The sequence below is a fragment of the Kribbella qitaiheensis genome, from assembly GCF_042657745.1.
Lineage (GTDB): Bacteria > Actinomycetota > Actinomycetes > Propionibacteriales > Kribbellaceae > Kribbella > Kribbella qitaiheensis.
In genome coordinates, this window is record NZ_JBHSKE010000011.1 from 43,684 (window position 1) to 70,552 (window position 26,869).

The following is a 26,869-nucleotide window of genomic DNA, read 5'->3' on the forward strand; positions in this document are numbered from 1 at the left end:
TGAATTACGTGTTTGCCGCTATCGGCGAAGTCCAAATAGGCCCCAAGACGCTGGCTGCGCTGCGCGCACAGCTTCATGACGAACGGACGTTTCGACTGGAACAACTGGAGGGTATCTCCGAACTCTGGCCACTCGCCGTCGGCCGGCGAGGCGACCAGCACACAATGGCTCGAGACCAGGTGTTGGACGCGCTCGCCGCAGCCGCCCGCATGGTCCTCGCCGATGTCGAGGCGGCACTCAGCCGGATGGAGGCGGGGCACTACGGAAGCTGCCACCTGTGCGACTGGCCGATTCCGGTGCTTCGCCTCACGATCATGCCGCATGCTCGGTACTGCGAGCCGTGCCATCAACTGACGGAGGCAGCCGCGTGAAAGCGTCTCCAGGCTTGGCATCGCTGCGACGGCGCGGCATCTGGTCAGCCAGCCAGCGGTCCCCTGGGATAGCGATCGACCTGGGCAGCGCCCGCACCCGCGCATGGATGCCCGACCATGGTCTGGTCATCGACACGCCCACGATCACGTCGCCCGGCGCTCAGGGTGTCAGTTGTCCCGTGCAGCGCGGCCAGATCGTCGACCTCCCAGGCGCCGTGCGCCTGCTCGATCACCTGCTCGGCCGGCGAGCAGGGCTCGGCAAGTGCTCCATCGTCGTCTTGACCACTCCGGTGCTGTGCGTCGACGAGCACCGCGTCACGACTCTGGCCGCGCTGGAGGTCCTCGACGCCCGCACCGTGCTGACCATCGACAGCGTGAAGGCCGCTGCTCTCGGAGCAGGCGCCGACCTGAATCAGCCGCTATTGGTCGTGGACATCGGGCGCCCACCTGACAGAAGTCGGGCTGCTGGTAGATGGAGCCGTGACGCAACCTCATCGTCTCAACGCGGGAACCTCCGACCTTGGCGCTGCGACGACCGTTGCGGATCTCGTGCATTGGATCGGGACCGTGGTCATGGATCTGCTGCGTGATGACCTCGGTCCTCAGGTTGTCGACGCCTTGGAGCGCGGGCCGCTGCTCACCGGAGGCGGCGCGCTGCGTCCCGAGATCACCTACCGACTGGCAAAACGACTCTGCGCCCCGGTGCGGTCCGCTCCCGCCCCTCACCTCGCAGGCGTCCGCGGCGCCGGCCTCGCATTGGTTGCCGCCCACCGCCACCCCAGCTTCGCGGCCGAAGTTGCTACGGGCTACACATTGCCCAACGCCGGCAGTTGACCTCAAGGTCCAGGCAACAATCGCGCGAGTTGCGCTCCACCCGGTCCCACTTTCAAGCGGGTGGCATACCGGCGTCTGCGTCGAGGCCGAGCAGAGGGTGGATAGTGGGCGTACGTGCGATCGAGGAAGGCGACGTTGCCATGGCCTTGTTCTGGCGGATATTCGGACTCAACGCGGTGGTGCTGGGCGGGGCTACGGCGTTGCTGCTCTGGGCGCCGGTGACCGTGTCTGTGCCGGTGCTCCTCACGGAAGCGGTCGTGCTGGTCGGCGGCCTGGTGGTCATGCTGGTGGCCAACGCCGTCCTGCTACACGTCGGTCTGGCACCGTTGGAGCGAGTGACCCGCCGAATGGCCACCGTCGATCTACTCCGCCCTGGGCAACGCGTGTCGGTAGCCGGCCACGGGGGCGTCCCTGACCTGGTTCGCGCCTTCAACGACATGCTGGGCCGACTGGAGCACGAGCGCGCAACCAGCAGCGCGCGTGCATTGTCCGCCCAAGAGTCCGAGAGGCGCCGAATCGCTCAGGAACTGCACGACGAAGTCGGCCAGAGCATGACCGCGGTACTGCTCGAACTGAAGCGGGCAGCCGACCATGCCCACGACCCAGGTCTGCGAACCGACCTGCAACATGCGCAGGAGACCACCCGTGCAAGCCTCGATGAGGTGCGTCGTCTCGCGCGAAGACTCCGGCCCGGTGTTCTAGAGGACCTCGGTCTCGTCAGCGCATTGACCACCCTGACCACCGACCTGTCCACCCACACCGGGCTGGCGATCCATCGCCGGTTCGAACCCGACCTGCCCAAGTTGGATCAGCAGACGGAACTGGTGCTCTACAGGGTGGCTCAGGAGAGCCTCACGAACGTGGCCCGTCACGCCGACGCCACTCAGGTCGGAGTGCAGCTGTACCGCGACGGTGATCGCATCCGGCTGCTGATCTGTGATGACGGCCGCGGTTTTGGGCTCGCCCAGGAGGGCGCGGGACTACGCGGCATGCGTGAGCGTGCCTTGCTGATCGGCGCCATTCTGGACCTCGAGGCAACTCCCGGAGGCGGCGTACAGATTGGCATGTCCGTGCCGCTCCACGCGGATGCCAGTGATCATGTCTGAACAGACCCCTACCCGCATCCTGCTCGCCGACGACCACGCGCTGGTCCGTCGCGGAGTACGTCTCATCCTCGAGGGCGAACCGGATCTGACCGTCGTAGCCGAAGCAGGCGACGGCGCAGAGGCGGTCGCCCTGGCCGCGCGACAGCCCATCGACCTGGCCATTCTCGACGTCGCGATGCCCCGGATGACCGGCCTCCAGGCAGCCCGCGAGCTGTCTGCCCACCAACCGGACCTGCGGATCTTGATGCTGTCGATGTACGACGATGTGCAGTACTTCTTTCAAGCCCTCAGAGCCGGAGCTTGTGGCTACGTCCTCAAATCCGTCGCTGACCGCGACCTGCTGGACGCATGCCGCGCGGCCATGCGTGGCGAGCCTTTCCTCTACCCAGGTGCGGCCACCGCGCTCATACGCGACTACCTGGACCGTGCTCGACGGGGCGAAGGTGTACCGGCGCAGATCCTCACAGTCCGCGAAGAAGAAGTGCTCAAGCTGGTAGCGGAGGGGCACTCGTCCAAGGAGATCGCAGAGAAGCTGGTCATCAGCGCCAAGACCGTGGAGCGACACCGTTCCAACATGCTGCACAAGCTCGGCCTGCGCGATCGTCTGGACCTCACGCGCTACGCCATCCGAGCCGGTCTGATCGAACCGTGACACCCGCTCGGGTACTCGATCCGAGGGCCCGCGTGCCTACGGGGCAGCAGCCAGGTTCGTAAGGTTCGCCAATACGTCTTGGTATGCCTTGTCGAAGCTGGCGATGCCGTTGTCCTCCAAGGCGCGACCTACGGCGGTCATGTCGATGCCGACGGCCGCCAGGCGCAGCATTAGCTCGGCGGCCTGCGGCACACCGGTGTCGACGGTGCGAGCCATCGTGCCGTGATCCTCGAAGGCGGCGATGGTTGCTTCGGGCAAGGTCGCGACGGTGTCGGGCCCGATGAGTTCCTCGACGTAACGGGTGTCGCGGTCCTTGGGGTTCTTGGTGGACATCGATGCCCACAATGGACGCTGGATATCCGCGCCCAGGCCGGCGAGGCGGTGCCAGCGACCGGTAGCGAACTGTTCGGTGAATAACCGATAGGCCAGCTTGGCCTGCGCGATCGCGGCTTGGCCGCGCAGTGCGAGCGCCTCGTCGGTCCCGAGCGCCTCGAGTCGATGGTCGACCTCAGTGTCGACCCGGCTGACGAAGAACGATGCGACGCTGCTGACCGTCGAGGGATCGCCACCGTTCGCGGTGAACTTCTCAAGTCCTGACAGATAGGCTTCGATGATCTCGGCGTAGCGGGACAGGGAGAACAGCAGCGTGACGTTGACGCTGCTGCCTTCCCCGGTCAGCGTTTCGACGGCGGTGACGCCTTCGGCAGTTGCCGGAATCTTCACGAGCAGATTGGGCTGGTCAATCCGCCGGCGCAGCCACCGTGCGGCGGCGATCGTGGCCGGAGTGTCGTGGGCCAGCTCGGGAGACACTTCCACCGATACGAATCCGTCGATGCAGTCACCCCCGTCGAACACCGGGCGAAGGACAGTAAGCGCCTCGCTGGCGTCGGAGATGACCATCTCCCAGTAAGCCTCGTCCACCGACTTGCCGGCCGCCATCAGCGCCGAGAACTGTTCCTCGTAGTCGTGGGAGCCGGTGATGCTTCTAGCGAAGATCGTCGGGTTCGCAGTGACACCGCGGATCCCGTCGGCGACCATGCGCGCCAGGGTCCCGTCACGCAGCGAGGCGCGGGTGAGGTTATCCAGCCACGGGCTCTGCCCGCAGTAGCCATAGAGGCGTTCGATCTTGGTCATCGCGGTCTCAGTTCCCTGGCATCTGCCAGTTGCGGCTTTGGGTGGTCATGGGGCGGGCCTCAGTTGTCAGTGCCGTGGATGAGGCTGTCCCAATCGATCGGGGGGTGTCCTGGAACGCTGTCTCCCAGGACGAACCTGCTGGGATCTCCTGCCGCTCTGGCTCCTGATGCGAGCCACGCCGCGACGCCCCGGGCGTTGCGTTTCTCGAGCTCTTCGAGATACGCCCGGCGCTCATCGACGATCCATAGCCGTTGCGCCGGCGAGCCAGCCCTCTGCAGAGCTGAGAAGCTGGCTCGCCACGCCAGGCAAAGGGCGTCGTCGCTCAGTGAAGCCGGCGCGACGTGAGGCTTGGCTTCCTCGGCCGGTTGGATCCACGAGGTCGGCGCCGACGCGGACCCTGACGAGCGCTCGGCAGGGTCCGTCGGGCCTGGCTGCGGTGAAGGACTGGGCAGGTGGCCGTGTTCCCTGAGCCAGCGAAGGCAGTAGACGATCGCGTAGGGCGACCCCGCGGCCGTGATCGCCAGCAGCAGGACCGCCGTCGGAGCACCGACCAACGTCCCGACGCCGATGAACGCCACTGTCCCCGCCCCGGCCAGGATCGAGCTCCTGGCGACTATTCGTCGGCTGTCGCGCGGGAGCCGGGTTTCGTCGTCAGGGTTCAACGCGACCATCGCGACGACGCCGCCTGTCGAGGATGCGCAGATGAACAGCAAAATGACTATCGACAGGGACCAGGTGAAGGCGGCGACGGTGCCCAGGGCGCTGACCACACCACAGAAGAACAGCCAGCCGACTCGATAGGCCCTCATGGTGTCTTCTCCTGCACCGCAGTGTCGGGCGCGTCGAGGCGGGCGGCGAGTGTTTGGTCCACGACAAACCTCCTTACGGCGGCGGCCGAATCCCGAAAGACCAGCCCGTGACTCGGCGATACACACGTGGGACAGTCCGCCTGGGTTCGCGCTGGGTGAGCCGGAACTCCGGGGTCCCCGTTCGTGCAGCTATTACTTTGCCGCTGCGGGGCGGTGACAGGTACGGCAACGATCGGCGAACCTGAGGCGGGCCTGTTGTCCGGCGCTCGGCAACGATGGCCCCTTGCGGGGGACGCAGCGTCGCGTCGGCTAGGCGTGGGCCTCCGCGCCCGAGGGAAGATCACGCGCAGGCCATTCGAGGAGGCGTGCGCCGAGGACGGCGATGTGGAGAGTGAACCGCTGCGCTGGATCGCCCGGGTCATGGCCCGTCAGAGTCTTCACCTTGTCCAGCCGGTACGTGACGGTGCGGACCGACATGTGCAGGCGCCGCGCGGCCTCGGTGGCGACCTCGCCGGTCGCGAAGTATGCCTCGAGGGTTTGTACCAACGGCTCAGCACCCCCACGCGCCTGGGTCAGCGGGACGAGCACGGCCTGGATGAGGTCGACGATGGCTGCCTGGTCGCGGACCAGGACCCGGTAGACGAGCATGTCGCGGGCATCGACGACGGCCGCGTCGAGCTGCAACCGGTCGGCGAGCATCAGCGCTTCACGTGATTCCTCGTACGAGCGCGCGATGCCGTAGGAGCCGGGGTAGGCGCGGCCCGTCGAGACACGCCAGGTACGGCCCGCCCGATGCCGGACCAACGCGTCGTGGATGAGTTCCCCGATGTCCTTGGTGCTTGTGCGCGGTGCCGCGGACGGGGCAGTTGCCGGGATCAGGACCACCAGGAGGCCATCCTTGGTGGCGACGAGAACCTCGCGGTCGCCGAAGCGGTCGAGAATGAAGCGTTCCAGCATGCCTGCGGTCGTGTCGCCGTCAGACAGACCGTCGGCAGGCGCGGCCAGAACCACCTGGTGGGGTCGGCCGAGGTCGAGCCCGAACGGTTCGGCGCGCTCAACCATCCGGGACACGTCGGCGTCGCCGCGGAGCAGGTCGTCGACCAGCTCGCGGCGCAGCGATTCCTCTTGCCGGATCAGTTGCTGGGTGGCGGCCTGGTAGCTGTCGACGAGTACTGCGATCGCTTCACCGACAGCGCGCAGTACCGCCTGCGCAGAGGCACGGACCGTGTCGCGGTCGCGGTATGGCACGACGTCGGGCAGGTCTCGCCACATCCGCCAGGCCGCGGACAGGTACAGGTCGACGACCCGTCCGGCCGGGATGCCCTGCTCGGCGGCCCGACGCCCGAGTTCACGTACGATCGCCAACTCATGCTCGCGGGGTCGCCGCCCAGAAATCGCCGCGTCGGCGAGCAGGGTGAGGTATTCGACCAGCAACTCCAGTGGCGCCTGGGTATCCCCTGCGGCCGCCTGCGCGATCGCCGTCAGCCAGGCTTCATCCGCGCTGTTCGCGGGACCGGCACCCGGCCGCGACAACCCACCGGATTCGCTCATCTCACTCCCCCTCGCGCGGGATCGATGCAGGTGTGCGGCGCGGATTCCAGTAGACCATCGTTGCCGGGCGTCGGCCATCAGGCCGGTCACAGGTTCGCCGATCGTGGCAGTACCTGTTGTGCCGCCGGAACGGCACAGTCGAAACCGCAGAGCATCCAGAGCTGGAGCGGAGCGGTCCACATGACGAAAACCTATGCGCTAGACAACTGCGGCCGACCGCCGGTCGTGGTCGGCGTCGACGGGTCGGTCTCTGCGCAGGCCGCCCTTACCTGGGCCGCCGCAGAGGCGTGGTCTCGGCGTTGCCCACTCCGCATCATTCACACCTTCAGTTGGCCGACGATCTGCAACGCACTCGACCTGACCTGGGAGAAGAACAACGGGCTCCAGTCAGCGGCTGAGTCGGTGCTGGCCGAAGCGGAGGCGCATGCGCGCCATGTCGCCCCCGGTCTCAGAGTCAGCGGCGAGCTGTTCGTCGCTGGGGCTGCGCCGACATTACTGAGCCAAGGTCAAAGGGCCGCGCTGGTGGTCGTGGGCAGCCGGGGGCTCGGCGGCTTCCGCGGTCTCCTGGTGGGTTCGGTGAGCGCAGCCGTGGCCGCGCATGCTCCGTGCCCGGTCATCGTCGTCCATCCGCACCGTGACGGCACGGCGTTCCCGACCGTTCCGACCGGCCGGGTCGTGGTCGGCGTCGACGGGTCGGAGGTCTCGACCGCGGCGGTCCGGTTCGCCTTTGAGGAGGCGGCCCGTCGCCGCATCGGAGTTACCGCCGTCCATGCCGCCACGGCAACCCGGCAGCGCCCATCGCTCACCGTCCCCTCGGACATCGTCGAGCAGGTCGAACAGCAGCTGTTCGCCGAGTCGATGGAGAGCAAGCGGGTGCTCCTCCCCGGCATCGATCTGGAGGTGAAGCTCGTGCACTCTCATCCGGTCCAAGCGCTGATCGATGAATCCGACGGCGCCGAACTGGTCGTGGTCGGTTCGCATGGGCGCGGTGGCTTCACCGGCATGCTGCTGGGCTCAGTCAGCCAGGCCGTGCTGCACCACGCCGCCTGCCCCGTGGCCGTCGTCCACCCCCACCGGACCAAGTCCTTCAAACCGCTGCCTGCGCGCCGGCCCAGCCTCCAGATCACACCACCGAGCCGCCTCGCAGAGCTGAAGGAGCGGTCATGACGTCCGCGTCGCAAGGTCTGCCGGAGAGCCTTGGGTTGAACAGCCAGCTCCTCGACCTGGACCCCTCAGAGACCCAGGAGTGGCTGGAATCGCTCGACCAGGTGGTCGACCACGCCGGACGGAATCGGGCGCGGTACCTGATGCTCAGCGTGCTGCAGCGAGCCCGCGACCGGCGCGTCGGTGTGTCGAACCTGCGCAGCACCGACTACCTCAACACGATCGCCCCCGACGCCGAGCCCGACTTCCCCGGCGACGAGCATGTCGAGCGGCGGATCCGGGCCTACAACCGCTGGAACGCGGCCGTCATGGTCCATCGGGCACAACGGCCCGGCATCGGCGTCGGCGGCCACATCTCCACCTACGCCTCTGCCGCAGCCCTGTACGAGGTCGGGTTCAACCACTTCTTCCGCGGCCATGACGCGCCCGGCGGCGGCGACCAGATCTACTTCCAAGGCCACGCCTCCCCCGGCATCTACGCGCGGGCGTTCCTGGAAGGGCGGCTCACTGGCGAGCAGCTCGACGGGTTCCGCCAGGAGCTGTCCCACGCCGGACTCGGCGGCGGGTTGTCGTCGTATCCGCACCCGCGGCTGATGCCGGACTTCTGGGAGTTCCCGACCGTCTCGATGGGGCTGGGGGCAATCAACGCGATCTACCAGGCCCGCTTCAACCGCTACCTGCACGACCGCGGCCTCAAGGACACCAGTGGCCAGCGGGTGTGGGCGTTCCTCGGTGACGGCGAGATGGACGAGCCGGAGTCCCTCGGCGCGATCGGTGTCGCGGCGCGCGAGGAGCTGGACAATCTCACCTTCGTCGTCAACTGCAACCTGCAACGTCTCGACGGCCCGGTCCGCGGCAACGGCAAGATCATCCAGGAACTGGAGTCGTACTTCCGCGGCGCCGGCTGGAACGTCATCAAGGTGATCTGGGGACGGGAGTGGGATCCACTGCTGGCCGCCGACACCGACGGCGCACTGCTGAACCTGATGAACACCACCCCGGACGGAGATTTCCAGACCTTCAAGGCCGAGTCCGGTGCGTTCGTCCGCGAGCACTTCTTCGGCCGCGACCCGCGCGCCGCGGCTATGGTCGAGCACCTGTCAGACACCGAGATCTGGAACCTCAAACGCGGCGGCCACGACTACCGAAAGCTCTACGCCGCGTACCGGGCGGCCACCGAACACACCGGGCAGCCGACGGTGATCTTGGCCAAGACCATCAAGGGATGGTCCCTCGGGTCCCACTTCGAGGGCCGCAACTCCACACACCAGATGAAGAAATTGACCTTTGAGGACCTCAAGGGATTCCGGGACCGGCTGTTCCTGAAGATCCCCGACTCCGCACTCGACGAGGTGAGGCCGCCGTACTACCGGCCACCGGCGGACTCACTCGAGCTGCAGTATCTGCATGAGCGGCGTCAAACCCTCGGCGGCTACCTGCCGGCCCGCAGGGTCCCCAGCAAGCCTCTTCGGCTACCCGGTGAGGCTGCGTACGACGTAGCTCGGCGCGGCTCTGGCCGGCAGGAGGTCGCCACCACGATGGCGTTCGTCCGCCTGCTCAAGGACCTGATGAAGGATTCACAGATGGGTCACCGGTTCGTGCCTGTCATCCCCGACGAGGCCCGCACCTTCGGGCTTGATTCGCTGTTCCCATCAAAGAAGATCTACTCCCCACACGGGCAGAACTACCTGTCGGTGGACCGGGAACAGATGCTGAGCTACCAAGAAGACACCCACGGAGTTCTGCTGCACGAGGGCATCACCGAGGCGGGCTCAGCGGCGTCCTGGACCGCGGCCGGCACCTCGTACGCCACCCACGGCGAGCCGATGATCCCGCTCTACATCTTCTACTCGATGTTCGGGTTCCAGCGCACCGGCGACCAGCTGTGGGCCGCAGCAGACCAGATGACCCGAGGATTCCTGCTCGGCGCCACCGCAGGCCGCACCACCCTCAACGGCGAAGGCCTCCAGCACCAGGACGGCCACTCGCTGCTGCTGGCCTCCACCAACCCGGCCTGCGTGGCCTACGACGCCGCCTACGCGTTCGAACTCGGCCACATCACCGCCGACGCACTGCGGCGAATGTACGGCGATCCGCGACCCGGCGAGGACCAGAACGTCTTCTACTACCTGACTCTCTACAACGAGCCGATCCCGCAACCGGCCGAGCCCACCGACGTCGATGTCGACGGAATCCTGGCCGGGATGCACCGCTACTCCCCCGCCGCAGACGGCAATGGCCCGAGAGCGCAAATCCTTGCCTCAGGCATCGCCATGCCGTGGGCGCTGGAGGCCCAACGCCTCTTGCAGTCCGACTGGGGTGTCCAGGCCGACGTGTGGTCGGTGACGTCTTGGACCGAGCTGCGTCGTGACGCTCTCGCCGTCGACGAATGGAACCAGTCGCACCCTGACCAGCCAGCACGGATCGCCTATGTCACTAGGCGCCTGAGCGAATCGCCCGGCCCGGTCGTCGCGGTGTCGGACTGGATGCGGGCAGTGCCCGATCAGATCGCACCTTTCGTCCCGGGAGCGTGGGCCTCGCTGGGCACCGACGGATTCGGTCGGTCCGATACCCGGGCCGCTCTCCGCCGCCACTTCAGAGTCGACCCGCCGTCCATCGCTCTACGGGTGCTGAAGCAACTCGCCGGCTGCGGCGAACTTGACTCCTCCGTGCCGGGCGCTGCACAGAGGACCTATGGCCTGGGCGCCCACATCAACCGTCCTGGCACCGGCGATGGACCGGCACAGTGAGCGCCGCGCGAGGGTGTCCGTCCGGTGCTCGACTCTTCAGGAGGAATTATGCGTGTCTTCATAGCCGGGACAACCGGCGTCATCGGTAGGCGCTTGGTGCCACTGCTCATCTCGACCGGCCATGAGGTCATCGGGTTGGCACGGTCGTACGGCGCTGGCGTCGCCATCGAGGCGCTGGGCGCCGACGTGGTGCAAGCCGATGCACTGGATCATGCTGCGATGCGCCGTGCCGTACGGGTAGCCGAGCCCGACGCCGTCGTCCATCTGCTCACGGCGATCCCGGCCAGGATCAATCCGAGGCGGATGTCCCGCGAGTTCGCCCAGACCAACCGGTTGCGGACCCAGGGCACCCTCAACCTGGTGGACGCAGCACAACAGGCCGGAGCCAAGCGCATCATCACCCAGGGACTCGCCTACGCCTACGACCCGGATGCACAGGGCCTGGCCACCGAGGACGTCCCCTTCTGGCAGCACCCGCCGAAGCAGTTCGGTCCGGTGCTCGATGCCCTGCGGGAGCTGGAAGATCTCACCGAGGAAGCAAGGGGACTCGTCGTGCGCCTCGGTCATCTGTATGGCCCCGGCACGATCTATGCGCCGGGCGGATCATTCGTCCGCCAGGTGCGGGCCGGCAAGGTGCCGATCGTCGGCTCCGGTGACGGCACCTTCTCTTTCACCCACGTCGACGACGCCGCCTCGGCCATCGCCGCAGCGCTGCACAGCCATGTGCGCGGCGCTCTCAACATCGTCGATGACGAGCCGGCACCGGTCCGCGAGTGGCTGCCCATCCTGGCCGAACTGCTAAACGCTCCCCCACCGCAACACATGCCCGTGGCCCTTGCCAGATTAGCCACCGGAGGCTGGGGAGTCGCCTTCATGACCCAGCTGCGGGGCGCCGACAACACTCTCGCCCGGCGCGTCCTTGACTGGGCTCCGCGGTACAGCTCATGGCGACAGGGATTCCCCGCGGAGTTGACCCACGCCGCCCGGCCCTGAGCCGAGCGGCACCGAACCAGTAACAGCCTCGAGACCGATCATCTCGGCCCCAGAGCCGCCCTCGTCGCCCCGACCCGAGCAGCCAGGACGACGCTGACTCGACCGACGAATCGGCGTATCCAGGGCTTGCCGATCATCGGCAACGAACTGCAGACGAAGTCAGCCGATGAGGGGCGGTGCCAGTTCGTGGCCGCCAGACAAGCATAGAAGGACATCGACGCTCTAGAAGGAGCAAGTTATGAGCACTGAGGGGCGCACCGCCCGCACAACTGGCCGGGAGTCGCTGTCCGACCCGGCGTACCAGGCATTCCTCGCCCTGCGAACAATCTTCACGGTGGCGCCGATCGTGTTCGGTCTGGACAAGTTCGCGAACCTGCTCACCGACTGGCCGGGCTACCTGGCCCCGTGGATCAACGACATCGTCCCAGGTTCCGGGCAGGACGCGATGTACGTCATCGGGCTCATCGAGATCGTCGCCGGTGTGGCCGTCGCCCTGATCCCACGCTACGGCGCATTGATCGTCGCGGCCTGGCTCGCGGGCATCATCCTCAACCTGCTGACGATCCCGGACTTCTACGACGTCGCGCTGCGCGACTTCGGCCTCCTGGTCGCCGCTCTTGCGCTGGCCCGGCTCGCCACCAAGTACGCGCCGGCACGACACGGCTCCTGACCAGAACAACGAAGAACACATGACACCCGTTGACGCTGAAGGATCTGCCCACCGACCAGTTGGCCGACGCCCCGCGCGGGTTGGCTGGTGGGCAGGCAGATGCCGAGCGAAGAGCTTGAGGACGCGCACCTTCGCCAGCTCCAAGCGTGGTCTGGCGGCATCTTCCCTAGCTCCCGGCAGGTTGGCCTTCGGTGGCTGGAGTCTGGCATTCGCAACGCGTCCCAAGGTGACTGTTGCTTCGCGCAACACGAACGGCGTCCGCGGTCTCGTCGACACCAAACTCGACGACCGACGGGCATGCTGCCGAGAATCTCGTTTCTCCCGCTTTCACCCTGCTGATCCGGCGGTCCAACGCCACCGGTCGGGCAGTTCAGCGGGCTTCGCCACGGCCAGCTGTGGCGCCGGCTCGGCGAGAAACGCTGATGGTGGCGATCGCGGACATGGCCTGCGCGCTGCCCCGGATTCACGAACCACGGCGCACCTCCTGGTGCCTCACGCACTCCGTGGAGCGATCTGCACATTTATATCGTAACACGATATACTTGGATCAGTGCCGGTTCATGGCAACCGCTGAGGACGGATCACATGCAGCCCAAGACGATGGACGACGAGCAGGTGGCAGAACCGCTGACGAAGGCGGATTTCGAAGCGTTGGCGCGCTTTCGTTTCGGCATCCGTCGCTATCTGCGCTTCAGTGAGCAGACGGTCCGCAGCCATGGCCTGACCCCGCAGCACTATCAACTGCTGCTGGCACTGAAGGGGTTTCCCGGCCGCGAATGGGCAACAATGAGCGAGCTGGCCGACCGCCTTCAGTTGCGCCACCACAGCGTTGGCGAGCTGGTGAACCGGGCACAGGCTCAAGGGCTGGTGCACCGTGCTCCCCACCCGAGCGACGCACGTGCTGTCCGGGTGGAACTGACGCCGCCCGGGCAGAGCGCGCTTGGGCGTCTGAGCGCGCTGCACCGTGACGAGCTCCGGCGCATGGGTACCGCGCTGACGGTGCCGGACTGGGGCGAGACTCCGGACGGTGCGGCATGACGCACCGCGACATCCGGGTCCGCAGGATCTACGACCCGGCCGAGGCCGGCGACGGCATCCGGGTGCTCGTGGACCGCGTGTGGCCGCGTGGGATACGCAAGGAGGTCGCCGCCCTCGATGAATGGGTCAAGGACGTCGCTCCCTCGACCGAACTGCGAAAGTGGTATGGCCACGTCCCGGAGAAGTTCGCGCAGTTCGAGGCGCGCTACCGCGACGAGCTGGCCACCCCCGTCGCACGAACAGCGCTCGACCACCTGCGCACACTGGCCAAAGACGATGCCCTCACACTGCTGACCGCAACCAGGGACGTCGACCACAGCCAGGCAGCGGTACTGGCCGCCCTACTGCGGGAACCGCGTTGACATCCCGACCAGAAGACCGGCAATGCGGGTCTACTGCACGCAGACTGAGGAACCGAGGTTCACGTCAGGGCCGGCGGTGAGGCTCGGTTGAGACGGGTGACGATGGGCCCGATCACGTTGTGCAGCTCCGCCGGTTCCTCGATGTCGAAATCGAAGCCGAGCAGCGCGATCCAGACCGCTAGCTGTTCAAGGGATGGCGAGCCTACGATCAACCGGCAGGTGCGGTCGTCGATCGGCTCGACCACACCCGCCGTCGGTGGAACCATCTCATGCACCTCCGCCGCCGGTGAGTGCAGGACGAAGCGGCCCTGAACGCGGTAGACCGAGGTCGAGATGCTGGTCGAAGTGAGCCGCGCGACGTCCTCGTCGGACAGCTCGCGCGCCTTGAAACGCGGACCGGTCGGGATGCGCGGCGACATCCGGTCCACCCGGAAGGTCCGCCAGTCGTCACGATCGATGTCCCAGGCAACGAGGTACCAGCGACGACCGGTGTGAACCAGCCGGTGGGGCTCAGTAGTGCGGACAGTCGACGCACCGACCTTGTCCCGGTAGTCGAACCGCAGCCGCTGATGGTCTCGGCAGACCGCCGCGACCGCGGTCAGCACCTCCGGGTCGACTGTCGGCGCACCACCGACCAGCGGAATCGTCATCTGCTGCAGGGAGTTCACCCGATGGCGGAGCCGCGATGGCAGCACCTGTTCGAGCTTGGCCAAGGCACGCAGCGAGGTCTCCGCGATCCCCGCGACGGTGCCGCCGGCCGCGGTCCGCAAACCGACCGCCACCGCGACGGCCTCGTCGTCGTCCAGCAGCAGCGGCGGCAGTTGCGCACCCGCTCCCAGTTGGTAGCCCCCGGCAACACCCAGCGTCGCATTCACCGGATAACCCAGATTGCGGAGCTTGTCGACGTCGCGACGCACCGTCCGGACCGTCACATCGAGCCGCTCGGCGAGCTGAGCACCGGTCCAGTCTCGCTGCGACTGTAACAACGACAGCAGCTTGAGCAGCCGCCCAGAGGTCTCGATCATGACCTGAATTCTGCCACCGAAAGAGGACCGAAGCTGTCCTGCTTCGATTCTAGGGTGGAGACATGGAGAACAACACGGACATCCGCCCCTTCCGCATCGGGATCCCGCAGGGTGACATCGACGATCTGCGCACTCGGCTCGCCCGCACCCGCTGGCCCGCCGAGCTCCCCGGGTCCGGCTGGGAACGCGGAGTACCCACGTCATACCTGAAGGAGCTCGCGGACTACTGGGCCGCGTCGTACGACTGGCGCAAGCACGAGGCCGAGCTGAACGGCTACCCGCAGTTCGTCACCACCATCGACGGAGAGGACGTCCACTTCCTGCACGTCCGATCGACCGTCGAGAGCGCGACTCCCCTCCTGCTGGTGCACGGCTGGCCAGGCTCGGTCGTCGAGTTCCTCGACCTGATCGGTCCACTGACCACCCCGGTCGAGTACGGCGGCGACGAGGCCGACGCCTTCCACGTGGTGATCCCGTCTCACCCCGGGCATGGCTTCTCAGGCCCTATCTCCAAGACCGGCTGGACCGACGGACGTACCGCCGCTGCCTTCGCCGTACTGATGGACCGGCTGGGCTACGAACGGTACGCCGCGCAGGGTGGCGACGTAGGCGCGTTCATCCTGCCGGCGCTCGGGCGGCTCGCTCCGGACCAGGTGATCGGGATCCACGTCAACGCGCACGTCACCTTCCCGACCGGCGATCCGGAAGACATGGCCGCACTCACCGAGTCCGAACGAGGGCGGCTCACCGCGTTCAAGGACTTCCAGGACGACAAGTCGGGGTACATGCAGATCCAGGGGACCCGGCCGTTGACAGCTTCGTACGGCCTGATCGACTCACCGATCGCGCAGTTGGCCTGGATCACGGAGAAGTTCAAGGACTGGACCGATCCGAAGGCCGAACTCCCCGACGACGCGGTCGATCGCGACAGGCTCCTGACAAACGTCAGCATCTACTGGTTCACCGGTACGGCGCTGTCATCGGCCAACGCGTACTACGAACGGTTCCACGACGCCTCCGCCTGGGCACCAAAGGAGCGCTCGACCGTGCCGACAGCAGTGGCGGTCTTCACCACCGACGTGGCGATCCGGCGATTCGCCGAGAAGACCGACACGATCGTACGGTGGACCGAATTCGAGCGTGGCGGTCACTTCGCGGCGATGGAGGCGCCCGACCTGCTGCTCGGCGACGTCCGCGAATTCGTCCGCTCGCTGACGTAGTTGCCGTCACTGCTACTGATGCGGGCGGGTCTTGATCTGCAAGCCAGGACGGCGCCGGTGGACTGTCAGGTAGGACAATCCATCGGCGCCGGCGGTGATGTTGCGGGTCGAACCGTGCGGCAGCCAGACGAGGTTGCCCTCGGCAACCGGCTGCAGGTCGTCCGGGGTGCCGACGGTGCCGGTTCCCGCGACGGCCACGAGCAGCACGTCGAGGTCCGGTTCGGTGTGAGTGTCGACGCGCCGCCCGGGCGGCAGATGGATGAGGTTCGCATCGAGTTGCCGTCCCGGTTCAGACAGCGTCCACCGAGCACCTCCCGATACGCGTGGGTCGTCGACGAACTCGTGCACGTCGGCCAGGATCCGCACTGTCGGCTGATCCGCCGGGGTCGCCACCGCGGGCGGTTCGCGAGGGTCCTCAGGCATCAAGAGCGACCCGCCCGATCCGGACCCGCCATTCCTCAGGCCCGGTCTGCAGATAGTCCCAACTGAACGCGCCGGAATGGATTGCTTCGAACTCCCTGCGCAGCGGCTTGGGATCGTGACTGTTGACCAGAACGAACGCCTCCCCAGGCGCCAGGCTGGCATAGCGGGCAAAGACCCGCGGGTGGCGACCACCCCGCGCGATCTTGCGGACATCAATCACCGCCGGCTCCTCGACCTGCTCCCCCGCGAGGTAGGCCCGCAGGTGAGTGGCCAGCACTGAAGGGTCCACGCTAGGCAACCCGGCCAGCACCGGGAGCAGCAAGGACTCCTCGAGCTGTAGGTGAAGATCCAGCGCCGCCGCGATCATCGCGCTGATCCGCGCCGCTTCGACCGCGCCGGCCGCAGCCAGATCGTCGATCTGGGCGTTCAGCGCCGCGGCCCCGATGCGAAGAGCATCCACCAGCAGCCGCGTCTCAGCATCACCGGCCGCAGGTGCATACAGCTCCCGGTCGGCCGCGGCCAGATACTGGCGCAGCTCCTGGAGGCAGAAGTCGACCAACTCCGGAGAAGCCGACTGATCGCCGCCGGCAACCGCCTGCAGCTCCGCCAGCCCAGTTCGCAACCGCTCGTGGGCCTCGCGGACCACACCGCGAGCGATGACGTCCGGATCGGTCCCGGTCGCCTGGATGAAGATTTCCGCAGCAGACATGGTGCCACTCTCCTCACATCACTATTTCGAATGATTATTACATGTGATATTTGTAGTAATTACAAGCGCTTGGTGAGGAGTCAGCTGTGACCTACGTGATAGCCATGCCCTGTGTCGACCTGAAGGACCTGGCGTGCGTCGAGGAGTGCCCGGTCGACTGCATCTACGAGGGCGGGCGCTCCCTGTACATCCACCCGGACGAGTGCATCGACTGCGGCGCGTGTGAACCGGTGTGCCCGGTCGAGGCCATCTTCTACGAGGACGACCTGCCCGAACAGTGGAAGGACTACCAGGGTGCGAACGCAGGATTCTTCGACGACCTCGGATCCCCCGGCGGGGCCTTCAAGGTAGGTGTGATCCACCACGACCATCCCCTCATCGCGGCGCTGCCGCCGCAGGATCAGGGAAGCTGACGCCATGACCAGAGCTGACCAGCACGACGCAGACACGCCCCGCCGGGAGGTGGTGCTCGAGGCACTGCGCGCCTCTGACGATCCGCTGGGTGTCACCGAACTCGCCGAACGGCTCGGCATCCACCCCAACACGGTCCGCTTCCACCTCGACGCACTGGTGACGCAAGGGCTGGTCGACCGGAGACTCGAGGCGCCGTCCGGGCGGGGCCGGCCTCGAACCGTTCACGCCCCACATCCGGGGATGGACCGCGGCGGGCGACGTCAGTACCACCTGCTGGCCAAGATCCTCCTTGGACAGTTGTCCACGAGTCCCGATGCGGGCGCCGCGGCCGAGGCTGCGGGCCGCAACTGGGGTGGCTACCTCGTCGAGCAGGTCGCCCCGTCCCATCAGACCGGCACCGCCGAGGCCACCCAACGACTGACCGCGATGATGACCGATCTGGGCTTCGCGCCCGAGCCGGCCGAAGACGACCGCATCAGATTGCGCCACTGCCCCTTCCTCGAACTCGCCGAGGAGTACTCGTCGACCTTGTGTCCCTTGCACCTGGGTCTGATGCGAGGCGCTCTCACCGAGATCCGCGCACCGATCGCGGCGACCCGCCTCGAGCCGTTCGCCGAGCCCGATGCCTGCCTTGTCCACCTTTCCCCCACTCACCGCCAGGCGGCGGCCAAGCGTCCGAAGCAGCGTCGCCAAAGGAGCACGTGATGTACCTCACCAGGATCGGCACCACACCGCGACGTAAGGCCCCCATCCCCGGAGGCCCGACGATGGAAGTCCTCTTAGCCAGCGGGATCTCCGACAACATCGCCATGGTCCAGGTGTGGATCCCGCCCGGCGGTGGCCTGCCCGAACACGACCACGGACCGTCCGAGATCGTCCTGGTCCACCTGTCGGGCTCGATCGACCTGCAACAAGGCGACCAGGTGCACAGGCTCGCTCCCGGCGCCGTCGCGCATCTCGCCACCGGGGAACGAGTCAGCCTGCACAACCCGGGCACCGAACCCGCCGTCATGATGATCGTCGCCTCACCCCCCGAATTCGTCGGCCGAATCGCCCGCTGGCCGGCCGCCTAGGGGCCATCGGCAACGTTTGCCCACCCAGCCATCTTCGCGTGATCGGCAACGCACGGCTCTAGGAGGAACAGTTTGAACGCCGCACCAGCCGCCGCAGCAACCGCCGTCGTCTTCATCTGGCTCGGCATGGTGCTGGCGATCTCCTTCCTGGAAACGCCGCTCAAGTTCCGTGCCCCTGGGGTCGACATTCCCATCGGGCTCGGCATTGGCCGCATCGTATTCCGGGCGCTCAACCGCGCCGAGATCACTATGGCGCTGGTGACGCTTGCAGCGGTCGTCGTGGGACGGCCGAGCAGTGGTGTTGCGGCTCTCACCGTGGCCATCCTCGTCATCCTGGCAGGTCAACTCATCGCCATTCGGCCACAACTCAACCGGCGCACCGACCGCGTCCTCGCCGGTCACAACCTGCCCCGCTCGACCACTCACCTGTACTACGTCGCGCTCGAGACCGCCAAGGTGGTCGCGTTGGCAGCGCTCGGAGTCTGCCTCCTCGTGGCGGGGTGACTTGCAGCCCTAGTCCGTTGGGTCATCCGCGGTCTTGGTTGTGTCGAGTACCTGTTGACGCGCGGGATGGCTGGTGCGGCCGCCGTCCTCGCCCGCGTCGAGCAGGTTGTCCCGGGGTGCACCGCTGTCGCGGTACTCGTTGATCGCCAACTCGGGGTGCATCAAGTCGAAGGCGGGACTCTCGGACCGGATCCGCGGCAGGCTGACGAAGTTGTGCCGCGGCGGCGGGGACGAGGTGGCCCACTCCAGCGACCGGCCCCAGCCCCACGGGTCGTCGACGCCGACCAGCGGCGACTTACGGGACTTGTAAACGTTGTAGAGGAACGGCAGCGTTGAGGCGCCGAGGATGAAAGCGCCGATGCTGGACACCTGGTTCAGCGTGGTGAAGCCTTCGTTCGCGCCGTACGACGCGTAGCGGCGCGGCATGCCCTCGACACCTAGCCAGTGCTGCACCAGGAACGTCGTGTGGAAGCCGATGAACAGCAACCAGAAATGCAGCTTGCCCAGCTTCTCGTCGAGCATCCGGCCGGTCATCTTCGGCCACCAGAAGTAGAAGCCCGCGAACATCGCGAACACCACCGTGCCGAACACGACGTAGTGGAAGTGCGCCACCACGAAGTAGGTATCCGTGACCTGATAGTCCAAGACGGGCGAGGCCAGGATGACGCCGGTCAGGCCACCGAAGAGGAACGTCGTCATGAAACCGACCGACCACAACATCGGCGTATCGAACGAGATCGACCCGCCCCACATGGTGCCGATCCAGTTGAAGAACTTCACCCCGGTCGGCACCGCGATCAGGAACGACATGAAGGAGAAGAACGGCAGACTGACCGCTCCCGTGGCGAACATGTGGTGCGCCCACACCGTGGCTGACAAAGCGGCGATTGCCAGCGTTGCGGCGACCAGACCGATGTAGCCGAAGACCGGCTTGCGGCTGAACACGGGCAGGATCTCGGTGATGATGCCGAAGAACGGCAGCGCGATGATGTAGACCTCGGGATGCCCGAAGAACCAGAACAGGTGTTGCCACAGCAGCGGCCCGCCATTGGCCGCGTCAAAGACGTGGGCCCCGAGGGCCCGATCCGCCTCCAGCATCAGCAGCGCGCCGGCCAGGATCGGGAACGCGATCAGTACGAGCAGCGACGTGATCAGGATGTTCCACACGAAGATGGGCATCCGGAACATCGTCATCCCCGGCGCGCGCATCGTGATGATCGTGGTGACGAAGTTGACCGCACCCAGGATCGTGCCCAGACCGGCCATCCACAGACCCATGATCCACAGGTCGCCGCCGACGCCCGGCGAGCGGACCGCGTTGGACAGCGGGGCGTATGCCGTCCAGCCGAAGTCCGCGGCTCCCCCAGGCGTAAGGAATCCACTGAAAGCGATGAGGCCGCCGAACAGGAACAGCCAATAGCTGAACATGTTGAGTCTAGGGAACGCGACGTCGGGCGCGCCGATCTGGATCGGCATGATCACGTTCGCGAACCCGACGAACAGCGGCGTCGCGAACAGCAGCAGCATGATCGTGCCGTGCATCGTGAACAGCTGGTTGTAGACCTCTTCGTTCACGATCTGCAGGCCCGGCCTGGCGAGCTCGGCGCGGATCAGCAGCGCCATCACGCCGCCGATCAAGAAGAACGCGAACGACGTGATCAAGTACAGGCGGCCGATCACCTTGTGGTCGGTGGTGGTCAGCCACTTCACCACCAACCGGCCGACGCGGCGACGAGGCATCGCTGGTGGTACCGGCGGCTCGCCCCGGGCCGTCATCGACCGGATCCGCTGCCGGTGCGCGGTTATCCGCGTCAACTGCTCCAGGAGCGGATCGCCGTCATTGGCTGGAGCCATCCGCCTTCGCCGATTCACCAGTTCGCCGGTGGGTCGCTGGCCGGGAAGGAGTCGATGCCCCACACGTCCACGATGTCCGCCCTAGGCATCGGGTTCCGGTCCTGCGGTGGCGGCGACGTCGGCGGCGGGACCACCGTGTTCGTGGGCTCCCCTGCGACGGGGTCCGGTTGTGAGCCTTGGGACTCCTCGCGGTACTGGCACCGCACGCAGAGACTGGCCATCGGGATGGCCTCCAGCCGGTCGGAGGGAATGGCGCGATTGCACCGTTGGCAGATGCCGAAGGAGCCGATGGAAAGCCGGAACAGAGCGGCGTCGATTTCCGCCAGGAAGGTTCTGGCCGCCGTCATCAGCGTTGATGTCACCTGAGCCAAACCAGCGTTACTGGCAGTCGCGTTATCGCATGCCAACTGTGTGAGCTGCTCGAGCTCGACGCGGAATCGCTGCGAGTCAACAATGCGGTGGCCACGCGTTGCGCTGGGAGGAGCGGCCTGGTCCAGATCACTCATCGAGTTCTCCTCATGCAAATCTCGTCAGCGGGGTCGTCCAGGTCGTCCGACACCATCGCCTCCTGTGTGCATGGCGCCCACCATGCCGCCTTGCGCGCGGACCGAGTACGTGTACGCCCGGCCAAGTCACGGCTCGCCCCTTGCCGGTTATCGGCAACCTCGCAGCCACCGCTCCGCGCTGCGGACTACACATCAGATGTCAGGTGTCGCAGCACGTGCGTTGACGTGCTGCGACATTTCTGCGCCAGTCAGCTCTACCTGGCCGGGATGGACCTGCTCGCGATCCATGAACTGCTCAGCCACGCCCGGATCGCCACGACGACGTGCTCGTGCATGTCCAGCGAACAGGCGTTAGGACGCCTCGCTCGGGGCCAATGGTTGCTGACCTGGTCGTATGTCCCACCGGTGAACTCCTAGAACACCGCGACCCCGAACGCCGGAGTAGCTGAAGGCGTCGAGCCACTCGCGGGCCTCGTCCGGATCGTCGGTGACCGGGGACAGCTGCAGCGGTGGCCGCCATCCCTTTGCGAGCGAGGTCAGGCGCTTTTGCCGATCGCTGATGCGCATCATCCTGATATCAACGCTGTCGACGGCCAAGAGGTCGAACGCCACGAAGGAAGCTGGCTGTTTCGGCGCGAGCCGGCGGCGGATCGTCGCGGCACTGTTGACCATCCGCTGCTGGCGAGCGCCGAAGTCGAGGCGCTCACCGGTCCACACGACCAGCTCCCCGTCGAGAACGCAGTCTCGATCCAGTTGCTCATCGAGCGCCTTGTGTACATCGGCGAACTTGTCGGTCAGATCCGTTCCGTTGCGCGACCACAGCCGGATCGTGCCGCCGCGGCGGACGACCGCGCAGCGGCTAGTTGACTGAACTCTTGTGCGCGGCGGTTTGCGCGTTGGTCGGTGGCTGGAACACACCGCGAGCAGCATGAGTTCCCTCGACCGCGCCCCGATGCCGCAGAAGCGGACGGAAGGCTGGTACGACGAAGCGCTCTTCAATCGCTTGAGGTCGGTCGCACGGCTCGGCTTCGCGTCGACTTTCCCTCTGAGTCGAGGACGGCCAACTGGACCACCGAGGCGTACAGAAGCTGCGGCGGCAGCACGAGCACAGGGTCGACGTGGATCTCCGGTACTCGGCAGGAAGCTGGCACCGATCCCGAGTGCTACCAGCAACAGCGGCGCCGCGACACCGTACGCCGAGCGAGCACGGGCGCCGCGCTCACGATGGCAAGCGCGGCCCCGGCGACAACCAGGAAGTTTCTACCCGGGGGTCAGGCTGCGGACCGTTCGGGAGTGGGGCGGCGGCGCAGGGTTGGGTCTAGAAGGGCCGGTGGGGTGTAGGCGACGTTGTTAGGTCCTGCTTCGGTGCCGGGTGGGGCGATCCGGTCGATACGATCGAGGAGTTCGTCGGTCAAGGTGACCTCAGCGCCCGCGAGCAGGTCGTCGAGCTGGTCCATGGTGCGGGGCCCGATGAGCGCAGAGGTGACGCCGGGATGTGCGACGGCGAAGGCCATCGCCAGGTGGGTCATCGGGAGGCCGGCCTCCTTGGCGAGCGGGACAAGCTGCTCGACCACGTCCAGCTTGCCGTCGTGGTCGAAGTGGACCGGCATGCTCGCCGAACGGTGGGTCGCGTTCTGCTGGCCCCGGCGGATCCGGCCGGTGAGCAGGCCCTGCGCCAGGGGGCTCCAGACCAGCGTGCCCATGCCGTATCGCTGTGTCACGGGTAGCACCTCCCGCTCGATGATCCGGTTGACGATCGAGTACGGCGGTTGCTCGGTGCGGAAGCGCTCCAGCCCGCGGCGCTCGGCGACCCACTGCGCCTCCACGATCTCCGAGGCGGGGAACGTCGAAGTGCCGATCGTTCGGACCTTGCCGCTGTGGATCAGGTCACTCAGCGCCGACAGCGTCTCCTCGATGTCGACGGTCGGATCGGGCCGGTGGATCTGGAACAGATCCAGGTGGTCGGTCTGGAGCCGGCGCAGCGAGTCCTCGACCGCCTTCACCAGCCAGCGGCGCGAGTTGCCCCGGTGGTTCGGGTCGTCCGTCATCGGGAAGTTCGCCTTGCTCGCCAGGACGACGTCGTCGCGGCGCCCCGCGAGGGCTTTGCCGACAATGACCTCGGACTCACCGCCCGAGTACACGTCGGCGGTGTCGACGAAGTTGATCCCGGCGTCCAGTGCCCGGTGGATGATCCGGACCGACTCGTCGTGGTCCTTGTTGCCCATGGCACCGAACATCATGGTGCCCAAGGCGTACGGGCTGACCTGAATGCCGGTCCGGCCCAGCGTGCGGTACTTCATGCTTCTCCTTCAGCGTTTGTCATATGAGTGGCCGTCAGCGCCTCGTCGTCGAAGACGATCTCCACCAGCGGACTGCGCGCGAGCCACATGTCGAGGTCATGCCCGCCGTTCGTACCCAGGTCGCTCCGGTTCTGTAGGGCGAGCACCTGCGGGATGACGCGCCGCCGGGTCTCCTCGTCGGCCACCCGTGCGGTCGCGGGCAGGTCAGCCTCGACGCCGTACTTGAGGTGCACAACGAATCGCGGGTTCGCGAGCAAGTTGGCGTACCAGTTGCGCGCGATGGGAATGCCGGTGAGGTACCAGTGCCCGTCGACGCGGTGAAACCAGATCTCGATCCGGCGCGGAAGGCCGGTGGTCCGACCAACGGTGGTGATGTCGATGGTGCGTTCGGCTCTGGACGACTCCGGTCCGATGGCGAGGGCGCGGAGGACTGCGGTGTTCATGTCTTCTACGTAATCAAGTCCGCAGACCCCGGGCCAGCAAGATGGTCTCGAGTCCTTGCACGATTCTCTCGACTATCAGGGGAGGGCTGCCGCCCCCGCAGGCTCCGGATTGCCTGTCCGTACCGTGTCCAGGCTCGGCGACGTACCGAACTGCCGGCGGTACTCACGGCTGAACTGGGAGACGCTGCCGTAGCCGACGCGGTGGCCGACCGTGGAGACGTCGTTCGGGCGGCTCGCCAGCAGCAGCCGGGCCTCCTGCAGCCGGATCTGCTTCTGGAACTGGATCGGGCTCATCGAGGTCGCCTCATGGAAGTTCCGGTAGAACGCGGAAACGCTCAGCCCGGCGACCTGAGCAACCTCCTCGACCTTGAACGGCTTGGTGTAGTTCTCCCGGATCCAGCGGATCGCGCGCCGGATGTGCCCGCTGTCGGCCAGCCCGATCTGCCGTATGGCGTCGCCGTTGTGTCCGGTGAGCAGCCGCCAGACGATTTCGCGCTTGATCATCGGTGCCAGGATCCGCCGATCCGTCGGACGGTCGAGCAGCCGCAGCAGCCGTACGACGGCGTCGAGCAGTTCGTCGGGGGCGTCGCTGACCGAGATCATCTCTCCGCTGCCCGAGGCCTGGGGGAGCTCGCCCGGTTCGGCATTCGCCACCAGGTCGGCGATCTCACCGCCGTCGAGCGTCATTCCGAAGCCGAGCGTCGTACCAGTTCCCACGGCTTGACCGGTGACCGGCAGATCGACCGACGTGACCAAGTATTGCCCAGGGCCGTAGTCGTACACCTGGCTCCCGAGTACCAGTCGCTTGCTGCCCTGCGCTATCAACGCCAGCGACGTCCCCGACATCGAGCTCGCCGGCGTCACCCCGGGCTCGAAGCGGCAGACCCGGACTCCCTCGATCGAGGTCGTCAGATCCGCCCGGGCGTGCCGCTCCAGCAACTTCCGGAGTTCGCCCAGTGCCATGCCTCGATTGCAGCACACTCCGGCGACGTCGGCCGGCCGATCGAGAGGATCAGGCAAATATTCGGGAGCTTTGTGAGGATCGGGCCGTTCGGCGATCAGACGAGTCGGCAATGCAGTGGCCCAGAGAACGGCGGTCGTTACTCCAGATGGTCGACCCACGCGCCTCGTCCAGCACGACGAACCCTGCGGGTTCGGCGTGGGCAGTCACCCGATACTCGCCGCAGATCCAGTGCCGCGAGAGGTACCGGTCCCATCTGATCCAGAACCCGATACACCAGCAGACCGTCGGAGTGTCGCCGGCGAACAAACCCAGACATCGACGGGTCCTCTCCCTGTGCAACTCGACACGGCCGCGAACAACATCCGCTCGATTGCGACGCGAAGGGCCCGCGCCACCAGACAGTCGCTTGACAGGCTCAGTGAAGGAACCCGTCCCACTTCAATTCGTAGCGGGATCCGCCCGGCATGCCGTGCGGGCCAGGCAGCTGCTCGACGGCCTTGGCGAGCTCCAGCTGGACCGGGCCTGTCAGTTCGGACGTGACGGAGTCCACACCGGAATAGACGAGGACCTGGTGAGAGCCGCCGCGAGTGCGCACATACCCACGCTCCCGCCCACCGGTACTCCGTTTCCCAGCCACGAGAACAGCTACTCATTCACAGACTGTCAGCAATCATGGCTACACAGAGTAGTAATGCCTGGTCAAACAGGGAGCCGACGAGGGGACTCGAACCCCTAACCACCGCTTTCTGAGCCCAGACCTGTCATTATCTGCGATCGGCGCGCAAGAGCGCTCATGACCTGGGCTTATGCCTAGCCGAGCATGTCACCGACACTCAACATTTCTCACCATCTGCCGCTGAATCACGTGAGTTAAGACGTGAGTGCTCTGCGGGCCCGGTGTGCGCCCAGACGCCCTCGAGCAACCGGCGACGGCCGATCGTCCCCCGTCCGCACCCTCCGTGACGGCGATGACCGCGGACTGGGCCCAGCACCGCTGTCGGGACAAGTTCAAGCTGATCGACAACCTGGACGCCCTCACCGCGACTCTCGACGGCGTCCGCGCCGCCGGCGTCCGACCGAAATCCGAGGCTGCGACCTGACCGACTCCCGCATGTGCATCCGGATCCAGGCCGAAGGGATCGAAGCGTTCGCACCCCAGCTGCTGAATGGCTACCCGCTCCCCGTTCACCGGCGCCACCGGCGCCACCGGCGACGACAACCCCACCGTCTTCGCCGGGTTCATCATCTCCAACAGCGAGGTCGGCGCCGGAGCGTTCACCATCACCCCGCAACTGGTTGTGCAGGTCTGCGACAACGGCATGACGATCACCAAGGACGTACAGCGCGCCGTGCACGTCGGCAGCCGCATGGCCGAAGGCCTCATCCGGTGGTCCGACGACACCCGCGAAAAGGAGATCGCCCTCATCCGGTCGCGCACCAAGGACGCCGTCCGGACCTTCCTCGACATCGACTACGTCACCCGCACCATCGCGGGCCTGGAGGAGACCGCCGGGAAGCCGATCACCGGCGCCGACAAGGTCGTGCGCACCATCGGAAAGAAGCTCGCCTTCGCCGAGGAGCACAATCTCCGGCATCCTCGACCACTTCATCCAGGGTGGCCAGCGCACCGCGGGCGGAGTCCTCCAGGCAGTCACGTCCTACCGCGCAGACCATCACCAGCGCCGACGTCGCCGCCCGACGTCGAGGCCCAGGGCGTCAAGGCCATGGAGCTGGCCGCCGCGATGTGAGCAACCGAGGGGGCGCGGTCGAACCAGGCCGCGCCCCCGCCGGCGCGTCCGCGCGGTGTCGGGTCTGCAGGGCATCGAGCCCGCAGACCCGAGCTGCCGCTCTGACCTGGCCGGCCGCGGCATCGCGACCGTCCTCGACGATGGGCGCGCATCGACCCTCGCCCTAGGCCGCCGGAGGCACCCGCAAAGGCTCCTACATATGGACCGCCCGATGACGTGAAACGGAAAACCACAGACAGCGGGTTGACCCGG

31 protein-coding genes are annotated in these 26,869 nt (G+C 66.6%); 17 read left to right on the forward strand and 14 right to left on the reverse strand.

Going from position 1 to position 26,869, the window contains the following annotated elements:
• The first annotated feature begins 8 nt into the window (after positions 1 to 8).
• On the forward strand, positions 9 to 371 hold the full coding sequence (locus tag ACFPJ1_RS11910) for a TraR/DksA family transcriptional regulator (protein ID WP_380103663.1): 363 nt from the start codon (positions 9 to 11) through the stop codon (positions 369 to 371).
• Positions 372 to 415: 44 nt separating this feature from the next.
• Here ACFPJ1_RS11910 and ACFPJ1_RS11915 read toward each other — a convergent pair whose 3' ends face one another.
• The gene (locus ACFPJ1_RS11915; protein ID WP_380103623.1) at positions 416 to 682 is read right to left on the reverse strand and encodes a hypothetical protein; all 267 of its coding nucleotides are present in this window, start codon (positions 680 to 682) and stop codon (positions 416 to 418) included.
• A 262-nt stretch (positions 683 to 944) separates the two neighbouring features.
• On the opposite strand from ACFPJ1_RS11915, the gene ACFPJ1_RS11920 reads away from it, so the two are divergent.
• The 3 genes from ACFPJ1_RS11920 to ACFPJ1_RS11930 all read left to right on the forward strand — a co-directional run bounded on the left by ACFPJ1_RS11920 (position 945) and on the right by ACFPJ1_RS11930 (position 2,963).
• Complete coding sequence (locus ACFPJ1_RS11920) at positions 945 to 1,205, forward strand: hypothetical protein (RefSeq protein WP_380103624.1); 261 nt, start codon at positions 945 to 947, stop codon at positions 1,203 to 1,205.
• A 104-nt stretch (positions 1,206 to 1,309) separates the two neighbouring features.
• Positions 1,310 to 2,311: a sensor histidine kinase gene (locus ACFPJ1_RS11925; RefSeq protein ID WP_380103625.1), complete on the forward strand. Its 1,002-nt coding sequence runs from the start codon at positions 1,310 to 1,312 to the stop codon at positions 2,309 to 2,311.
• Entirely contained in the window at positions 2,304 to 2,963 is a 660-nt protein-coding gene (locus ACFPJ1_RS11930; RefSeq protein ID WP_380103626.1) for a response regulator, read from the forward strand. The genes ACFPJ1_RS11925 and ACFPJ1_RS11930 overlap by 8 nt, the downstream gene beginning before the upstream one ends.
• A gap of 36 nt (positions 2,964 to 2,999) precedes the next feature.
• Here the strand turns inward: ACFPJ1_RS11930 and tal are convergent, their stop codons facing one another.
• The 3 genes from tal to ACFPJ1_RS11945 all read right to left on the reverse strand — a co-directional run bounded on the left by tal (position 3,000) and on the right by ACFPJ1_RS11945 (position 6,457).
• A complete protein-coding gene (tal, locus tag ACFPJ1_RS11935) occupies positions 3,000 to 4,097 on the reverse strand; it encodes a transaldolase (RefSeq protein WP_380103627.1) in 1,098 nt (365 codons plus the stop codon).
• A gap of 59 nt (positions 4,098 to 4,156) precedes the next feature.
• Positions 4,157 to 4,906, reverse strand: coding sequence for a hypothetical protein (locus ACFPJ1_RS11940; RefSeq protein ID WP_380103628.1), 750 nt, complete (start codon positions 4,904 to 4,906; stop codon positions 4,157 to 4,159).
• 309 nt (positions 4,907 to 5,215) lie between these two features.
• Complete coding sequence (locus ACFPJ1_RS11945; protein WP_380103629.1) at positions 5,216 to 6,457, reverse strand: PucR family transcriptional regulator; 1,242 nt, start codon at positions 6,455 to 6,457, stop codon at positions 5,216 to 5,218.
• A 180-nt stretch (positions 6,458 to 6,637) separates the two neighbouring features.
• On the opposite strand from ACFPJ1_RS11945, the gene ACFPJ1_RS11950 reads away from it, so the two are divergent.
• From ACFPJ1_RS11950 to ACFPJ1_RS11975, 6 genes are all read left to right on the forward strand, one after another.
• Positions 6,638 to 7,624, forward strand: coding sequence for a universal stress protein (locus ACFPJ1_RS11950; protein ID WP_380103630.1), 987 nt, complete (start codon positions 6,638 to 6,640; stop codon positions 7,622 to 7,624).
• On the forward strand, positions 7,621 to 10,371 hold the full coding sequence (aceE, locus tag ACFPJ1_RS11955) for a pyruvate dehydrogenase (acetyl-transferring), homodimeric type (protein WP_380103631.1): 2,751 nt from the start codon (positions 7,621 to 7,623) through the stop codon (positions 10,369 to 10,371). Before ACFPJ1_RS11950 ends, aceE begins: the two co-directional genes overlap by 4 nt.
• 48 nt (positions 10,372 to 10,419) lie before the next feature.
• Positions 10,420 to 11,364, forward strand: coding sequence for an NAD-dependent epimerase/dehydratase family protein (locus tag ACFPJ1_RS11960; protein WP_380103632.1), 945 nt, complete (start codon positions 10,420 to 10,422; stop codon positions 11,362 to 11,364).
• A gap of 238 nt (positions 11,365 to 11,602) precedes the next feature.
• Positions 11,603 to 12,034 (forward strand): hypothetical protein, encoded by a 432-nt coding sequence (locus ACFPJ1_RS11965; RefSeq protein ID WP_380103633.1) that lies wholly within the window; start codon positions 11,603 to 11,605, stop codon positions 12,032 to 12,034.
• A 585-nt stretch (positions 12,035 to 12,619) separates the two neighbouring features.
• A complete protein-coding gene (locus ACFPJ1_RS11970; protein ID WP_380103634.1) occupies positions 12,620 to 13,072 on the forward strand; it encodes a MarR family winged helix-turn-helix transcriptional regulator in 453 nt (150 codons plus the stop codon).
• The gene (locus ACFPJ1_RS11975) at positions 13,069 to 13,434 is read left to right on the forward strand and encodes a DUF488 domain-containing protein (RefSeq protein WP_380103635.1); all 366 of its coding nucleotides are present in this window, start codon (positions 13,069 to 13,071) and stop codon (positions 13,432 to 13,434) included. Before ACFPJ1_RS11970 ends, ACFPJ1_RS11975 begins: the two co-directional genes overlap by 4 nt.
• A gap of 59 nt (positions 13,435 to 13,493) precedes the next feature.
• On the opposite strand, the gene ACFPJ1_RS11980 is transcribed toward ACFPJ1_RS11975, so the two are convergent.
• A complete protein-coding gene (locus ACFPJ1_RS11980; RefSeq protein ID WP_380103636.1) occupies positions 13,494 to 14,459 on the reverse strand; it encodes a helix-turn-helix transcriptional regulator in 966 nt (321 codons plus the stop codon).
• A gap of 62 nt (positions 14,460 to 14,521) precedes the next feature.
• On the opposite strand from ACFPJ1_RS11980, the gene ACFPJ1_RS11985 reads away from it, so the two are divergent.
• Complete coding sequence (locus tag ACFPJ1_RS11985; RefSeq protein ID WP_380103637.1) at positions 14,522 to 15,679, forward strand: epoxide hydrolase family protein; 1,158 nt, start codon at positions 14,522 to 14,524, stop codon at positions 15,677 to 15,679.
• A 12-nt stretch (positions 15,680 to 15,691) separates the two neighbouring features.
• Here the strand turns inward: ACFPJ1_RS11985 and ACFPJ1_RS11990 are convergent, their stop codons facing one another.
• Both ACFPJ1_RS11990 and ACFPJ1_RS11995 read right to left on the reverse strand, forming a co-directional pair.
• A complete protein-coding gene (locus tag ACFPJ1_RS11990) occupies positions 15,692 to 16,102 on the reverse strand; it encodes a cupin domain-containing protein (RefSeq protein WP_380103638.1) in 411 nt (136 codons plus the stop codon).
• Positions 16,095 to 16,811, reverse strand: coding sequence for a DUF2249 domain-containing protein (locus ACFPJ1_RS11995; RefSeq protein ID WP_380103639.1), 717 nt, complete (start codon positions 16,809 to 16,811; stop codon positions 16,095 to 16,097). The genes ACFPJ1_RS11990 and ACFPJ1_RS11995 overlap by 8 nt, the downstream gene beginning before the upstream one ends.
• Before the next feature lie 86 nt (positions 16,812 to 16,897).
• Between ACFPJ1_RS11995 and fdxA the strand changes: the two genes are divergently transcribed.
• From fdxA to ACFPJ1_RS12015, 4 genes are all read left to right on the forward strand, one after another.
• Positions 16,898 to 17,224, forward strand: a complete 327-nt coding sequence (fdxA, locus tag ACFPJ1_RS12000) for a ferredoxin (protein WP_380103640.1) — start codon at positions 16,898 to 16,900, stop codon at positions 17,222 to 17,224.
• A 4-nt stretch (positions 17,225 to 17,228) separates the two neighbouring features.
• The gene (locus tag ACFPJ1_RS12005; RefSeq protein ID WP_380103641.1) at positions 17,229 to 17,930 is read left to right on the forward strand and encodes a helix-turn-helix transcriptional regulator; all 702 of its coding nucleotides are present in this window, start codon (positions 17,229 to 17,231) and stop codon (positions 17,928 to 17,930) included.
• Positions 17,930 to 18,298: a cupin domain-containing protein gene (locus ACFPJ1_RS12010; RefSeq protein WP_380103642.1), complete on the forward strand. Its 369-nt coding sequence runs from the start codon at positions 17,930 to 17,932 to the stop codon at positions 18,296 to 18,298. Before ACFPJ1_RS12005 ends, ACFPJ1_RS12010 begins: the two co-directional genes overlap by 1 nt.
• 72 nt (positions 18,299 to 18,370) lie before the next feature.
• Positions 18,371 to 18,802, forward strand: coding sequence for a hypothetical protein (locus tag ACFPJ1_RS12015; RefSeq protein ID WP_380103643.1), 432 nt, complete (start codon positions 18,371 to 18,373; stop codon positions 18,800 to 18,802).
• Positions 18,803 to 18,811: 9 nt separating this feature from the next.
• On the opposite strand, the gene ctaD is transcribed toward ACFPJ1_RS12015, so the two are convergent.
• From ctaD to ACFPJ1_RS12050, 7 genes are all read right to left on the reverse strand, one after another.
• Positions 18,812 to 20,542, reverse strand: coding sequence for an aa3-type cytochrome oxidase subunit I (ctaD, locus tag ACFPJ1_RS12020; RefSeq protein WP_380103664.1), 1,731 nt, complete (start codon positions 20,540 to 20,542; stop codon positions 18,812 to 18,814).
• 128 nt (positions 20,543 to 20,670) lie between these two features.
• Positions 20,671 to 21,162, reverse strand: a complete 492-nt coding sequence (locus ACFPJ1_RS12025) for a TraR/DksA family transcriptional regulator (RefSeq protein WP_380103644.1) — start codon at positions 21,160 to 21,162, stop codon at positions 20,671 to 20,673.
• 351 nt (positions 21,163 to 21,513) lie between these two features.
• Complete coding sequence (locus ACFPJ1_RS12030; RefSeq protein WP_380103645.1) at positions 21,514 to 22,092, reverse strand: ATP-dependent DNA ligase; 579 nt, start codon at positions 22,090 to 22,092, stop codon at positions 21,514 to 21,516.
• A gap of 341 nt (positions 22,093 to 22,433) precedes the next feature.
• Positions 22,434 to 23,462, reverse strand: a complete 1,029-nt coding sequence (locus tag ACFPJ1_RS12035) for an aldo/keto reductase (protein ID WP_380103646.1) — start codon at positions 23,460 to 23,462, stop codon at positions 22,434 to 22,436.
• Positions 23,459 to 23,905 carry a nitroreductase/quinone reductase family protein gene (locus ACFPJ1_RS12040; protein ID WP_380103647.1) on the reverse strand — a complete coding sequence of 149 codons (447 nt, stop codon included), beginning with the start codon at positions 23,903 to 23,905 and terminating at the stop codon, positions 23,459 to 23,461. Before ACFPJ1_RS12040 ends, ACFPJ1_RS12035 begins: the two co-directional genes overlap by 4 nt.
• A gap of 75 nt (positions 23,906 to 23,980) precedes the next feature.
• Positions 23,981 to 24,868 carry an AraC family transcriptional regulator gene (locus ACFPJ1_RS12045; protein WP_380103648.1) on the reverse strand — a complete coding sequence of 296 codons (888 nt, stop codon included), beginning with the start codon at positions 24,866 to 24,868 and terminating at the stop codon, positions 23,981 to 23,983.
• Positions 24,869 to 25,284: 416 nt separating this feature from the next.
• Positions 25,285 to 25,464 carry a hypothetical protein gene (locus ACFPJ1_RS12050; RefSeq protein WP_380103649.1) on the reverse strand — a complete coding sequence of 60 codons (180 nt, stop codon included), beginning with the start codon at positions 25,462 to 25,464 and terminating at the stop codon, positions 25,285 to 25,287.
• A 373-nt stretch (positions 25,465 to 25,837) separates the two neighbouring features.
• Between ACFPJ1_RS12050 and ACFPJ1_RS12055 the strand changes: the two genes are divergently transcribed.
• Positions 25,838 to 25,969, forward strand: a complete 132-nt coding sequence (locus ACFPJ1_RS12055; protein WP_380103650.1) for a hypothetical protein — start codon at positions 25,838 to 25,840, stop codon at positions 25,967 to 25,969.
• 66 nt (positions 25,970 to 26,035) lie between these two features.
• Positions 26,036 to 26,617, forward strand: a complete 582-nt coding sequence (locus tag ACFPJ1_RS12060) for a hypothetical protein (RefSeq protein WP_380103651.1) — start codon at positions 26,036 to 26,038, stop codon at positions 26,615 to 26,617.
• Positions 26,618 to 26,869: the final 252 nt, after the last annotated feature.